Annotated in this window: 12 protein-coding genes; 7 read left to right on the forward strand and 5 right to left on the reverse strand. The window is 39.3% G+C overall.

Translation table 11 applies throughout. From position 1 onward, the window contains the following. The first annotated feature begins 441 nt into the window (after positions 1-441). Positions 442-1,134 (forward strand): response regulator transcription factor, encoded by a 693-nt coding sequence (locus G3T18_RS08405; RefSeq protein ID WP_224410098.1) that lies wholly within the window; start codon positions 442-444, stop codon positions 1,132-1,134. A 23-nt stretch (positions 1,135-1,157) separates the two neighbouring features. On the opposite strand, the gene G3T18_RS08410 is transcribed toward G3T18_RS08405, so the two are convergent. Beyond that, complete coding sequence (locus G3T18_RS08410) at positions 1,158-1,445, reverse strand: TatA/E family twin arginine-targeting protein translocase (RefSeq protein WP_224410099.1); 288 nt, start codon at positions 1,443-1,445, stop codon at positions 1,158-1,160. A 138-nt stretch (positions 1,446-1,583) separates the two neighbouring features. Next, positions 1,584-1,787 (reverse strand): photosystem II reaction center phosphoprotein PsbH, encoded by a 204-nt coding sequence (gene psbH, locus G3T18_RS08415; RefSeq protein ID WP_224410100.1) that lies wholly within the window; start codon positions 1,785-1,787, stop codon positions 1,584-1,586. Positions 1,788-1,871: 84 nt separating this feature from the next. Between psbH and psbN the strand changes: the two genes are divergently transcribed. Beyond that, positions 1,872-2,003, forward strand: a complete 132-nt coding sequence (gene psbN, locus G3T18_RS08420; protein ID WP_224410101.1) for a photosystem II reaction center protein PsbN — start codon at positions 1,872-1,874, stop codon at positions 2,001-2,003. Between the two features lie 32 nt (positions 2,004-2,035). On the opposite strand, the gene G3T18_RS08425 is transcribed toward psbN, so the two are convergent. After that, positions 2,036-5,233 (reverse strand): alpha-mannosidase, encoded by a 3,198-nt coding sequence (locus tag G3T18_RS08425; RefSeq protein WP_224410102.1) that lies wholly within the window; start codon positions 5,231-5,233, stop codon positions 2,036-2,038. 177 nt (positions 5,234-5,410) lie between these two features. On the opposite strand from G3T18_RS08425, the gene G3T18_RS08430 reads away from it, so the two are divergent. From G3T18_RS08430 to G3T18_RS08445, 4 genes are all read left to right on the forward strand, one after another. Then, positions 5,411-5,857, forward strand: a complete 447-nt coding sequence (locus G3T18_RS08430; protein ID WP_224410103.1) for a DUF2267 domain-containing protein — start codon at positions 5,411-5,413, stop codon at positions 5,855-5,857. Positions 5,858-5,886: 29 nt separating this feature from the next. Then, entirely contained in the window at positions 5,887-6,510 is a 624-nt protein-coding gene (locus tag G3T18_RS08435; RefSeq protein ID WP_224410104.1) for an HPF/RaiA family ribosome-associated protein, read from the forward strand. A 114-nt stretch (positions 6,511-6,624) separates the two neighbouring features. Next, positions 6,625-8,034: a sensor histidine kinase gene (locus tag G3T18_RS08440; protein ID WP_263480317.1), complete on the forward strand. Its 1,410-nt coding sequence runs from the start codon at positions 6,625-6,627 to the stop codon at positions 8,032-8,034. 33 nt (positions 8,035-8,067) lie between these two features. After that, positions 8,068-9,000 (forward strand): leucine-rich repeat domain-containing protein, encoded by a 933-nt coding sequence (locus G3T18_RS08445; protein ID WP_224410106.1) that lies wholly within the window; start codon positions 8,068-8,070, stop codon positions 8,998-9,000. A 70-nt stretch (positions 9,001-9,070) separates the two neighbouring features. On the opposite strand, the gene G3T18_RS08450 is transcribed toward G3T18_RS08445, so the two are convergent. Together G3T18_RS08450 and G3T18_RS08455 are read right to left on the reverse strand one after the other, a co-directional pair. Beyond that, on the reverse strand, positions 9,071-9,883 hold the full coding sequence (locus G3T18_RS08450) for a sulfite exporter TauE/SafE family protein (RefSeq protein WP_224410107.1): 813 nt from the start codon (positions 9,881-9,883) through the stop codon (positions 9,071-9,073). 164 nt (positions 9,884-10,047) lie between these two features. After that, the gene (locus G3T18_RS08455) at positions 10,048-10,533 is read right to left on the reverse strand and encodes a cupin domain-containing protein (RefSeq protein ID WP_224410108.1); all 486 of its coding nucleotides are present in this window, start codon (positions 10,531-10,533) and stop codon (positions 10,048-10,050) included. A gap of 691 nt (positions 10,534-11,224) precedes the next feature. On the opposite strand from G3T18_RS08455, the gene G3T18_RS25925 reads away from it, so the two are divergent. Next, on the forward strand, positions 11,225-12,214 hold the full coding sequence (locus G3T18_RS25925; protein ID WP_449867826.1) for a leucine-rich repeat domain-containing protein: 990 nt from the start codon (positions 11,225-11,227) through the stop codon (positions 12,212-12,214). The last annotated feature ends 497 nt before the right edge of the window (positions 12,215-12,711 follow it).

Here is a 12,711-nt window from a genome sequence, read left to right on the forward strand (position 1 = left end):
CGATTACCTCCTTCGCTGTTGCCATTTCTGGTGGTGTTGAGAAACTTTAAACTGGTAACAGTGCTGTTGCACTTGGTGTCATTAAGTGCGCTTGGTGGTTTCACAGCCTTTAACATTAAGTTACATTCCTTAGTTTAATCAATACCTCCCTTTGTTGTTAGTTTAGCGTTTCTGTAGCCAAAGACTTCCACAGCGATCGCCTATCCTTAAAATATAATTCTGGCATCAAGTCAGTTATTAGTTTAACAGTTATTACTTGTCCCTTGATAATTATCAAAATTTATGTTAAGACTTCAGAGCCATCTAATTCTCAAGAAGTCTCCTGGGCAAGATTTTGACCGAATCTACGTCCATAATTGTCTAAAATGCACAATACAAGATCGTGTATTTCGCAACCCTGCGCCCAGATCGTAATATCTAGTTCTACTCAGAAATATTGCTATGGCCCCTGCCAAAATTTTAGTCGTAGATGATGACCCAGCAATCCGTAATCTGATCGTGCGCTTTCTCGCGCAGAAAAACTATCAAATTGAATCTGCTGTTGACGGGAAAACTGCTTTAGCAGTATTCGATCAATTTCATCCAGATTTAGTAGTTTTGGATGTTAATTTACCCGATGTCAATGGCTACACTTTGTGCGAACGAATGCAAAGTCGTACTGATGTGTTTGTCCTGATGCTGACTTCTCGGACTGACTCTGCTGATAAAATCCAAGGCTTTTCTAAAGGAGCTGATGATTATCTGACTAAGCCTTTTGACCTGCAAGAACTAGAATATCGCGTCGGGGCGATTTTAAGACGTCAGCGTACTGTAACACCTTCAGAACGCCCAATTTTGGTTTATGGCAAGCTAGCTATTGACCAAGAAAGTCGAGAAGTAAAAATTAACGATAATTTAGTTTCTTTAACTGCTCTGGAATTTGATTTACTACTATTTTTAGCTAGTAGTCCAGGGAAAGTTTGGACTCGTTCGGAACTGATTCAAGAAGTCTGGGAATATGATTATGTTGGCGATCAACGAGTAGTTGATGTTCATATTGGTCAAATTCGCAAGAAAATTGAACCAGATCCTTCTAATCCAACTTGGATTGAAACAGTTAGGCGGGTTGGCTATAAATTTAATCCTACTTCTTAGGAGAAAAACCAACCCTAAGATCGTTAACTTTGCTCGGAGGTACTGGGGGTAGCATTTTCCGATTCGTCGGTAGTTGCTACTGTTTGAGGTTCTTTTGCTTGTTCTAGTTGCGCTTTCATTTTTACTGATTCTTCTAGTTGTTGGGCTTCCCGTTGAAATTCGTCCTGAAATTCACGGGAAGCATCTTGAAATCCACGAATTGCTTTACCTAAACTACGTCCGATTTCTGGTAGTTTCTTTGGTCCAAAGATTAATAGTGCGATGACGAAAATTACTGCCATTTCCGGCAAACCAATACCAAAAAAGTTCATAACATTTCCTAAGTTAGTTTTTTCCTACTAAAAAAAGCGATTTTTCCCAAGGGTACTTTTTTTAGTATAGAATTGCAAAAAAACCCGGACGCGCCGGGAAGTTGGAAATTTCTTTTGATTGTTATTAAATGCGGGAGTCTATAAACCTAGGCTTCTCCAGTCTGCATCAAAGCTGTTGAGCAGCAAGGAAGAGTTATAGATTTGGAGAATGATCAACAGAAAAACGAAGAACAATAACATAAAAACTCCCATTAAGGGTGTAGTTCCCCAACCAGGAACGACTTTACCATATTCGGAGTTTAGGGGTTTAAGAATCTCTCCCAACCGTGTGCGCTGTGCCATAAGTCACCAATGATGAATCTAAGTTATTTTTTGCAACTTTTCGTAATATTATAATAGAATAGCACTCATAATTTGATTTATTCTATGGAACCAGCAACAGTTCTTAGCATAGGCATTGCTGTCGTGGTCGTTGGCGTGACAGCCTTTTCTATTTATACCGCTTTTGGGCCACCTTCTACGGAGTTGAGCGATCCCTTTGAAGATCACGAGGATTAAGCTTGCTTTTTTGTTGCGCTCGCGCGCAACAATTAATCTTCTCTCTTTACCATAAAAGTAGCAATTTGCCAAGGGAGAATTGGAAATTTGTTCTTGTTAATAAAAGTTAAAGGTCGCTCTAAGAAATCGACTTGAGAGGCGATCGCCAATTCTAATTCTCCATTTAAAGATAAGTGGGCAGTTTCTCCGTGGCATTCGTAGCAGCGCAAAATTAAGGCTTCGGAGTCGTTTTCTGCGGGTTTTAACGCCATTAAAATTAAGTTTTCGGCGGAGAAGTCTAATAGTTTACCAGCCGGAGGTAAGCTAGTTTGAGCATTTTCTCCAGAATTTACTCGCTCCCCCAACCAGACTTTTACTGGTAAATTCAATTCGTAGCCTTTACGGACTGTCTCTGCTGAGAGCCAAGAACCTTGATGAGGGTAGAGAGCATAGGTAAAATGATGGATACCGCGATCGCTGTGGGGATCGGGCCAAGTTGAACTTCGCAGCAAGGTTAAGCGTAATTGATGGGGTTTACTGTCATAGCCATATTTACAGTCATTGAGTAAACTAACGCCATAATTATCGTCGCTTAAATCTGCCCAGTGGAGTGCAGGAACCTCCCATTTCGCTTTTTCGGCGGGAGTTTGCGGTTTTGTCGGGCGTTTAATTGTCGCGCAGGGTATTTCGTAGCTAGCATAGTCGCTTTCGAGGTTGAGAGGGAAAGCGGCTTTGACTAAAACGTGAGTTTCTCGCCAGTTAACGGTTGTAGAGATTTTGAGTATTGGCGAGTTAACTTCTAAGAGATAATCTTGACAAAATTCCGAGGATGCTAAAGTGCGAATTACTTGCAAACGCTGTCGGATCTTACCGCGATCGCGCCATTGAATCGATTTTAGCGTGGTTGGGGGTAAAGGATACTGTTCGTAATTCGGGTCAATATTCCACGCATCCCAATATTGTCCGCGATCGCGGAACCCTTGTAATTTATTTCCCGCACCACGAAGGACTTCTTGACAGTTAATTTTGTCGTAAACACTACTTAAATCGCCTGTTTCTGGATTAACGACTACTCGCAAATAGTCATTTTCCAAGATATATTCTTCCCCAGTCCCTAATTCCCCCTCACCAGTCCCCAGTCCCTCATCTTGACACAACCAAAAAACACGATAACCAATTGAGGGAATATCTTTCGCAACAAATAAAAGTTGATTGTTAGTAGTCAACTGAGAAGGTAACTTTTCTCCAGCTAAATCGTAAATAGCCCACTCACCCAGAGGTAAACTAAGAGAAACCACTGGATCTCGCTGCCAGTTTAGAGAGTTAAAAATAATTATTGGTCGTGCTTCTGGTTGAGGTGGTGATGGTAACTTAATTTGGGAGGCAATATAGTCTAAGGAATCTGTTAAGATTTCTGTAGCTATTTTTTCTACTTCCCGCCATCCTTGGTTAGCGTCCACAAAAACCTTCGGAATCGATGTTCCCGGTAAAATATCGTGAAATTGATTGAATAATACCCGTTTCCAAGCTGAGGAAATTTTCTCTTTTACCTCTTGCCAAACCGCCGTTTTGGTGTTATTATTTATCATGGGGAAAGATGACGACCTATAAACCCCCTCTCGATCGATTAGGGTAGCAAGAGAAGAAAATAACTCTGCTTGAGACAATAAATCTTCACAACGACGATTGAATAATTTTTGGTCGGCATGGGTAGTATAACAACCCCGATGGAACTCAAGATATAATTCATCGTTCCAAATGGGAAGTTGGTGGTTGGTGGTTGAAAGAGACGTGAAATTTTGCGTCTCTTTTTTTGTCATCGCAAGTAACTCCTGCAAATATTCACTCGCAGTAGTAAATTCTAAGCGAGGTAAAAAAGGAGAAGTAGAGAAACGCTGCTGTACTTCTAGCATATCGCGAGAAGGACCGCCGCCGCGATCGCCAACACCAGGAAGCCAAAAAGCAGTCTTCAAACTCGTTTGTTGTTCCCAAGTAATAGCATAATCAGTCATAGGCTGGGGGTTAGTATCCATCACCCCAGTTACATTAGGAGGAGACATCAAAGTTAAAATTTTTGTCTCATCCGGAGACATCCACCAAAAAATACCATGAGGAAACTTAGTCGAATCATTCCAATGTAATTTTCCCGTCACAAAATATTCGATTCCACTTTGCTTTAAAATTTGTGGTAGCTGCCAAGTAAAACCAAAACTATCTGGTAGCCATGCAACTTGAGTAAATTCGCCAAACTTTTCTTGAAAATAAAGTTGTCCATAAAGCAATTGACGAATAATTGATTCTCCCCTCACTAAATTTACATCAGGTTCGACCCACATTCCCCCCAAAAATTCCCAACGTTTAGTTTTGATAACTGCTTTAATTTGCGCAAATAAATCGGGGCGATTTTCTTCAATCCAAGCATACAAAGCTGGCGTACTATGACCAAAAGTAAGCTGAGGAAAATCATTTTGTAACTGTAAAACCGACGCAAAAGTTCGTTGCGCTACATCCCAAGTTTCCTTAACTTCCCATAGCCAAGCCATGTCAAGATGAGCATGAGAAAGCATTTTAATTTTGCGTTGTTTAATGTCAGCAGCTAAAGGCTGTAAATTCTGGCGGATAGCGGCTAAACAAGCATCAAATTCAGCTTTATTTGAAACAGCATCCCAAGGAATTGTCATTAATTCTTTAGTAAAAATATCTAGTTTTTCTGGTGCAAAAGCAGCTAAATATTTCTGCAAAACAGTTAACTCATCGGCGACAAAACCTGGGTCAAGAGAGTCACTTAAATACTCAGCTTCATAAACACATTTAGACCGCATCAAAGCACCAAGATCGTGTCCCGGACTAACTAAACGCAAAGTAACGATAATTTCTGTACCAGGAATTGCTGATTCTGTGAGTAATATTCTCACTGAAGATTCCCATAGATCTCCTTCTTGAACTAACTTACCATTAACAAAAACTTGGACATATTCCGCCCACCAAGTTAGTACCAGACGCAAACTTAATCCTGCTAAAGGATAACCTTGTAAATTTTCGGGAATCACAAATTTTTGTCCTAACCAACGCACTTGACTACCAGCATCCCAAGCAAGATAACCTTTTTCGTTTGGTTCCGCAAATTGCCAATCAACTAAATTAATTGCTGGCGAATTTTCCCTTGCTGGTAAATCAGAATAAAGCCAATTAGCTTGGACATCAATTTCAGTTAAAGAACGAAGTTTAGCGAGATTGTCGAACGTTATCATCTTCCTAAATTAACTAATTAAGTCGAGCTTGAAGTAGTCAATCCCCTCTCAGTTATAATTGTGACATCTAGGATCGCTAATTTCTGCAATTAGAGGGAGAGAGAGTCAGTATTTAGATGGAATTATTGACGCGATCTTCTCGCTAGCATAATCTATGAAGCATTGATAGAGTCAATTATGAGTGCGACAGGCTTGTCTGTATTTGACGAAACTGTACAAAAGACGAATATTTTTGTCAACGAAGTCGCAAAAGAACTTAACCTGGATAAGGATAAAGCTTTTCGAGGACTAAGGATAGTTTTGCATAAATTGCGCGACCGAATTCCAGTTAACGAAGCAGTTGACTTGGGTTCGCAATTGCCAATTTTCCTAGCTGGATTTTACTACGAAAGTTGGAAACCTGCGGCTACTCCGACAAAAGAACGCAGCCAAGAAGCATTTTTCGACAGCATCGAGTCAACTTATCAAAGTCAAAATCTCGAACCCGATGTAGAAATCGAAAAATTGGTTCGCGCTGTTTTCAAAGTCTTGTCTAAGCAAGTCAATTCCGGAGAAATAAAAGATGTCGTCTCGATTATGCCAGCCGAGTTAAAAGAACTTTTTCCTCAAGCAGTAAGAGCCTAAAAATGTAGCCAGGAGAAATAAAATCAATCATGAAAATACCTTTAGAAATTTCTTATCGTGGTGTAGATAAATCCGAAGCAATTGAATCGCTGATTCGGCAAAAAGCTAGTAAACTAGAACAAGTTTGTAACTACATGAATAGCTGTCGAGTTATTGTCGAAAAAATTCACGAACATCCGAAAAGCGGTTCTCCTTATCGGGTGAGAATTGATATGACTGTACCGCCCGGACACGAATTAGCTGTTGATAAAAGTCCCGATGCAGGTAAACAGTATGAACCTTTAGATGCAGTGATTCGCGATGCTTTTGAAGCAGCGCGTCGTCAGCTAAAAGAATTAACTGAAAAGCAACGCGGTGATGTTAAATTCCATCCCGAACAAGCAATGGAAGCCGTTGTTACTAAGTTATTTCCCGAACAAGATTACGGTTTTCTCCAGCCCTTGTCCGGTCAAGAAGAAGTTTTCTTCCACCGGAATAGCGTAATTAATAATGATTTTGACCGGATAAGAGTAGGTACTGGGGTTCAATTTGCGGCTCTACAAGATGACCAAGGTGTTCGTGCAACTACAGTGCAAATTGTTAGTAAACCTGGTGCTACGATTGACCGAGATACAAAAGAAGAAATAGAGCCGCCTTTGGGTTGGAAAAAATAAATTATTTTCCGGGAGATAAAACTGCAAAAGTTGTGGTGACTTTTGTAGTTTTATTTATTTCAACAATTTGTAAATATTGACTTGCTTTTCAAGGCAAAATAATTAATTATATTTATGGGGCATCTCGTGTCGTATCATTCGTCAGGACATCTTGTGCAGGACTTTAGTTCTGAAATTTTATCTCCTTATTTGTCACCGGGAAGCGATCGCGACCTGAGTTTGGATTCTACGCTCCGAGAATTGCCTTTGTATGATTTTCGGGCAGAATTGACTTGTTTGGGGATAGAAGTAGCCAGAATTTTCCAAAAAGATGCTTTATTGCCCGGAGCGATCTTGACAGAAGAAGGAGAATATGCTGGGATAATTTCGCGACGACAATTCCTAGAATTTTTGCTGTTACCCCACGGACGAGAGTTATTTTTACAGCATCCGTTAGAAGTTCTCCACAGTTACAATCGTCAAGAAACCTTGATTTTACCTGGGGATACGCCAATTTTATCAGCAGCGCAACAGGCATTGCGGCGATCGCCACTTTTACAATCAGAACCAATTGTCGTAAAATTAGAACCCTCAGTTTATCGTCTTTTAGATTTTCAGCAGTTAAATCTCGCTTCTTGGCAAATTCGTGGAATCGAAACTCAAGTACGTTACGAACGCACCCAAGCGCGAATCATTCAAACTGAAAAAATGGCAAGTTTGGGGCGTTTAGTTGATGGTATTGCACACGAAATTTTAGATCCAGTGGGTTTTATTTGGGGTAATTTAACTTACGTTTCTACTTATACAGAAGCATTATTAGAATTAATAGCTGCTTATGAAGAAATTTGTCAGGAAACAAACGCAGAAATTGTTCGATTAAAAGAAGAAATTGAACTAGATTTTTTACAGCAAGATTTACCGAGAGCAGTTGGTAGTATTAAAACTGGCGCAGAACGCTTAAAAAAGTTATCAGTTAGCTTGCAAAACTTTTGTCATATTGACGAAGTTTATCCGAAACCAGCAGATATTAATTCTTGTTTAGATGGAATTATTTTGCTCTTAAAAAATCGCCTGCAAAGCGAAATTGAAATAGTCAAAAACTACGGTCATCTGCCGCCAGTAACTTGTTATATCGGCGAAATATCGCAAGTTTTTATGAATATTTTGACAAATGCTGTTGACGCTTTGCTTAACGAAGCTGTCAGTCAGAAACTCGCTCAAGAATATGGGAGAAAAAGACAAGAAACAGTTAATGAAAAACCGCGCATCGAAATAACAACCCAAGTCTGGTTTGCCGATACAAAACATACTAAAACCAGTGTCGAACGCTGGGTTTCCGTTCGTATTAGGGACAACGGACCCGGAATGCCGCAAAAGACTCAACGAGAAATTCGCGAGACTTTTTCCGTGAAAAAACGAGCCGCCAAAGAGACAAGTTTAGCCGTCAGTTATCAAATTGTAACCGCCAAACACGGAGGGGAAATTAAGCTGCGATCGCAACCGGGAATGGGAACAGAATTTGAAATTCTTTTACCTTTAGTTTGAGTTGATTGTTACTTCTTAAAAGAGGAGATAAAAATGGTACAGCAAGAGCAAGAGGAAAAAAAAATAATCGAAAATTCATCTGAAGTAACCAGGAATTCTGACGTACAAGAAGATTTTCCTATTTCAAATAGTCAAACAAGTTTCATGCATTTAACAGAAAATAATAGTTCTAAGTTAGGTTCTCTACAATCATTAAGGCACTTAACACATTTAAGCTTGTCTGCTAATCAAATTATTGATCTTACTCCATTATGCTCGCTAGTCAACTTAAAGTGGTTAATGTTGGATGTAAAGCAAGTTAGTGATTTTAGTCCATTGCGCTCGTTGAACAACTTAGAAGATTTAATGATTCATAATCATAAAATTAGTAACCTAGAACCATTAAGTTCGCTATTGAACTTAGTAAATTTACAGTTGACTAGCAACCAAATTAATAATTTGAATCCATTACAATCCCTTTCTAAGTTAAAAACTTTATTTTTTTGGAATACTCAAATTAGTGACCTCAGCCCTCTAAGATCGCTTCTTAATTTAAAAGTTTTGCATTTAGGTAATAATCAAATTAGTGACCTCAGCCCACTAAAAGATCTACCTAAATTAAAAACATTTCGTATTTTTCGTGTTCACCTTTCTAGAAAATATTGGACTCGCATTAATGAGTGGAAAGCGGAATGGCTTTTGACAGAAACAAATGCAGCAATCAGACGAGTTCTTATCCGACAAATAGGTTATAAAAGAATTTGTTCGGAATTAGGAGCAACAGAAATTGATGCTTGGAGAGAATATGTTTTATTTAGAATTGATGCTGAGATAGACACAGAACCAATTTTTCTTTTGAAAATGATTGACTCTAGCACCAATGACATTTACTTTCTGAGAGTACCACCAAATCTCAACTCAGCGCGTGAAGCTATTCGCTGGCTAAATCACGGTATTGACCCCGAAGAATTTGCCATTGAAACTTAAACCGAATCTGATTTTCTTCACAGAATCTCGCGGTTTCTAGAAAACTTATCTCGTTCTAAAAATTAAATTCCTAAAACAAAAATGACCATTCTTGCCATAACATTAGCAAACCACTAAACATGACAAAAATCATCACCAACTGGCGAAATCTATTTTCACTGATGCGTTGTAACACCAAATGACCCAGCCAATTGCCCGGTATTGCCGCCAAACCGATAAATAAGCCATAAATGAGATGTTGAGTCAGGAGAATGCCAAAAATCGCGTAGGAAAAGATTTTCACGATGTGAACCACCACCCTTGCAGTAGCTTGGGTTGCTAGCAACTCTTCTTTTTGCAGTCCAAAGCCAATATAAAAGGGCGCTAACAAAGGTCCCATACTTCCAAGAATTCCTGACAACAGCGAATAGACAAAGCCCCCAGGTAGAAAATACCAAGCCCGAACGTGGAAACCTTTTGCTTCTGTTTCCTTGGGGCGGAATTCTTTGAGTAAATAGTTGAGGGCGGAAACGATTAAGAAAATGCCGACAAAAACACCAATCCACTCAACGCGCACTTTGGTTAAGATGAAAGCCCCCATCAAGCTACCAAAGATAGCACCAGGAACTTCCCACAGAATCACACCCCAGTTGATGTGTTTTCGATAAGCAAAGGCGCGGTCAGCATTTCCGAGAATGGCTCCGGTTGTGGTGACTGGCGCGATCGCGGCTGCTCCCAAAAATAATCCGATAATCGGCATTAAAAGTAAAGAGCTACCTCCCCCGGCGATCGTGCTAACAAACCAACTCAAAATACTAATTGGTTCTAAGCCAGCTATTACCTGAAGGTCTACTTTATCTAAAAAATACTGACTAGCTAATAAACTCAGCATTACTAATAACATCAACTCTAATAAAATACTAAAAGCTTGCTCTGTACAATCAACCTTAATTTACAGTGTCGATCGACAAAGAGCAAGCAACTGACAATCTCACAAACGCCTAAATAATTATCGATGGATATTGCGAGGACAAATTGACAAAATCTATCCTCAAATGTTAATGAATTCTACTCGTAGAAAACACCTTCAATCGGAACCCCATCCTCATGCTTATTCGCTTTGGATTTCCCCGGTAAAGACTCACCATCGACCCCAATACGGCTGACAGGAAGTTTTTCTTTTTCTGCACCTACGCGCAACAAAACCAGGGGTTCATCTCCGCAGCTTTGAAACTTGTAATAAGTTCCACGAGGTAGCAGAATTCCTTGATTTCGGGACAACTCAGCCACTTCTCCATCTTTACCAAAAAAGCGGGCTTTACCTGCGAGAACAACAAAAGTATGATCTTCACCTGGGTGGCTATGAAGAACATTTTCTCCACCTTGAGCGTAGCACTTGATTCTCACTGACATGAGATCTGTACTTGCAAGAACGTAATCACTTCGACCTTTGCTCAAAAGCTGGGTTCTGACTTGATAAACTTGTGGTTCGGGAGAATTCGTGACCCGATCGTTAATATTAGTCGATTCTATCGATGACGCTTGAGCTTGCATCGTAACAACTCCTTATTCAGTAGAACAGGTAGAACAAAACGTATGTTGCTAACATCAAGTTGAAAAATCCCAAAATCTAGCTCTTGCTAGTAACAGGTAGACATTCAACTAAATAAAGATCGCTTACACACTTGCTCGAATTTAGAGCTTGCTGCCAAGATTATTTTCTGATTTTAACTGCGTTATAGTTCATACATCAATCTTAGCCTCGCAATTAGGAAAGAAAGTTAAATTACTGACCTAAATTCCTAGCGATCGCCTTTCTAGTCTACAAATTTTAACTATTAGTGGCAACCCCTTAATTTATCTAATTTTCTAGCTAATCTCTCTCAGCTATAGTCATGCAGGTTGTTTAATCCTTACCTGACTTGAAATCCCAGAATTTCCTCGGAACTGAGAACAAGAGAAGTTGATGCTTGTCGAGGATAGATTTTATTAAGAATTGATGATAAAATTAAGATTGAGCCAATTCCGATCTGAAAAATCTTCGACCTCAGTAGGAACAATATCTATGTTTTAAGAGTACCTCTACTTGACTCAGCCGGCGATCGTATTCGTTGCCTAAATCATGGTATCGATCCCGAAAATTTGGCAAGGGAAACCTAAAGCGAGAGCGATTATTTTAACAAAATTTAATATTATGTAACCTTTAGTTTGAGTTAATTATAGTTTATAAGAATTAAAGATAAAGATGGGACAAGAAGAACGCGATCGCACAATTAAAGCTTTATGTGAAGTAGCCAAAACTTCAGATGTAGAAGAAGCTTTTAGGATTCTAAATAGTCAAACCAAACTAATACTTCGGGGTCAAATAATTTCCGATCTTAATCCTTTGCGATCGCTAGTTAACCCAACAAGTTTATCGATGCAGGGAAATCATGTTCGTAAGCTAAGTTTCGGGAATTCTCATTCTAATTTGAAATACTTGTATTTATGTTGCAATCAAATTACTGACCTAACACCACTTCGTTCGCTTTCTCATTTAGAATCCTTATGGTTGTCTGGAAATCAAATTAGTGACCTAACACCACTAGAAGTTTTGATTAACTTAAGAAGCTTAGGTTTAAGCACCAATCAAATTAGTGACCTAATACCACTTCGTTCGTTTTCTCATCTGGAATCCTTATGGTTAGATGGAAATCAAATTAGTGACCTAACACCACTAGAAGTTTTGATTAACTTAAGAAGCTTAGGTTTAAGCACCAATCAAATTAGTGACCTAACTCCCTTAATTTCTCTGGTTAACCTGGAATACTTGTCTTTGAGTGACAATCAAATCAGTGACCTAAGTCCGCTTAAAAGCCTACCAAAACTAAAAACTTTTTCTATTTTTTACACTGAGCTTCCTAGAAAATATTGGACTCGCATCGATGAGTGGAAACCCGAATGGCTGTTAACAGAAAAAAATGCAGAAGTTAGACGAGTTCTGATTCAACAAATAGGTTATGAAAAAATTTGCTCGGAATTAGGAGCAACAGAAGTTGACGCTTGGAGAGAATACGTTTTATTCAGAATTGATGCGGAAATCGATGAAGAACCAATTTTCCTTTTGAAAATGATTGACCCTAGCACCAATGATATTTACTTCTTGAGAGTACCACCCAATCTCAACTCAGCGCGTGAAGCTATTCGCTGGCTAAATCACGGTGTTGACCCCGAAGAATTTGCCGTTGAAACTTAAAGCGAAGGTAACTTTCTCAACGGTTGAGTTTCCGATATTTTTTCTGGCTCTAAGTTATACAATTTCTATACAATGAAGATTCCCCTAGTCCTTTTTAAGAAAGCGGGACTGTTTGGTTTTCTACCAGGAATTTCTAACCTAACCCCCCTACCCCCTTCCCTTCAAGGGAAGGGGGAGTAATTAAGAATTTTTTGATGTTAATCATCGAAATTCTCCCCTTTCCTGGTAGGAGAGGGGTTGGGGGAGAGGTTATAGCTTGACTTATAGGAAAAGATAACTTTCAATGGCAGTTGAGTTTCCGATATTTTTTCTGGCTCTAAGTTATACAATTTCTATACAATGAAGATTCCCCTAGTCCTTTTTAAGAAAGCGGGACTGTTTCATTTTTTACCAAGAATTGTCTAACCTAACCCCCCTACCCCCTTCCCTTCAAGGGAAGGGGGAGTAATTAAGAATTTTTTGATGTTAATCATCGAAATTCTCCCCTCTCCTGGTAG

It is taken from the genome of Oscillatoria salina IIICB1, from assembly GCF_020144665.1.
GTDB lineage: Bacteria > Cyanobacteriota > Cyanobacteriia > Cyanobacteriales > SIO1D9 > IIICB1.

Excerpts from the sequence above, each read along its gene's own strand:
- G3T18_RS25925 (WP_449867826.1), top strand. The coding sequence starts at position 11,225 with ATGGGACAAGAAGAACGCGATCGCACAATTAAAGCTTTATGTGAAGTA.
- G3T18_RS08410 (WP_224410099.1), bottom strand. The coding sequence starts at position 1,445 with ATGAACTTTTTTGGTATTGGTTTGCCGGAAATGGCAGTAATTTTCGTC.
- G3T18_RS08455 (WP_224410108.1), bottom strand. The coding sequence starts at position 10,533 with ATGCAAGCTCAAGCGTCATCGATAGAATCGACTAATATTAACGATCGG.
- G3T18_RS08445 (WP_224410106.1), top strand. The coding sequence starts at position 8,068 with ATGGTACAGCAAGAGCAAGAGGAAAAAAAAATAATCGAAAATTCATCT.
- G3T18_RS08425 (WP_224410102.1), bottom strand. The coding sequence starts at position 5,233 with ATGATAACGTTCGACAATCTCGCTAAACTTCGTTCTTTAACTGAAATT.
- psbN (WP_224410101.1), top strand. The coding sequence starts at position 1,872 with ATGGAACCAGCAACAGTTCTTAGCATAGGCATTGCTGTCGTGGTCGTT.
- G3T18_RS08405 (WP_224410098.1), top strand. The coding sequence starts at position 442 with ATGGCCCCTGCCAAAATTTTAGTCGTAGATGATGACCCAGCAATCCGT.
- G3T18_RS08450 (WP_224410107.1), bottom strand. The coding sequence starts at position 9,883 with ATGTTATTAGTAATGCTGAGTTTATTAGCTAGTCAGTATTTTTTAGAT.
- G3T18_RS08430 (WP_224410103.1), top strand. The coding sequence starts at position 5,411 with ATGAGTGCGACAGGCTTGTCTGTATTTGACGAAACTGTACAAAAGACG.
- psbH (WP_224410100.1), bottom strand. The coding sequence starts at position 1,787 with ATGGCACAGCGCACACGGTTGGGAGAGATTCTTAAACCCCTAAACTCC.
- G3T18_RS08435 (WP_224410104.1), top strand. The coding sequence starts at position 5,887 with ATGAAAATACCTTTAGAAATTTCTTATCGTGGTGTAGATAAATCCGAA.
- G3T18_RS08440 (WP_263480317.1), top strand. The coding sequence starts at position 6,625 with ATGGGGCATCTCGTGTCGTATCATTCGTCAGGACATCTTGTGCAGGAC.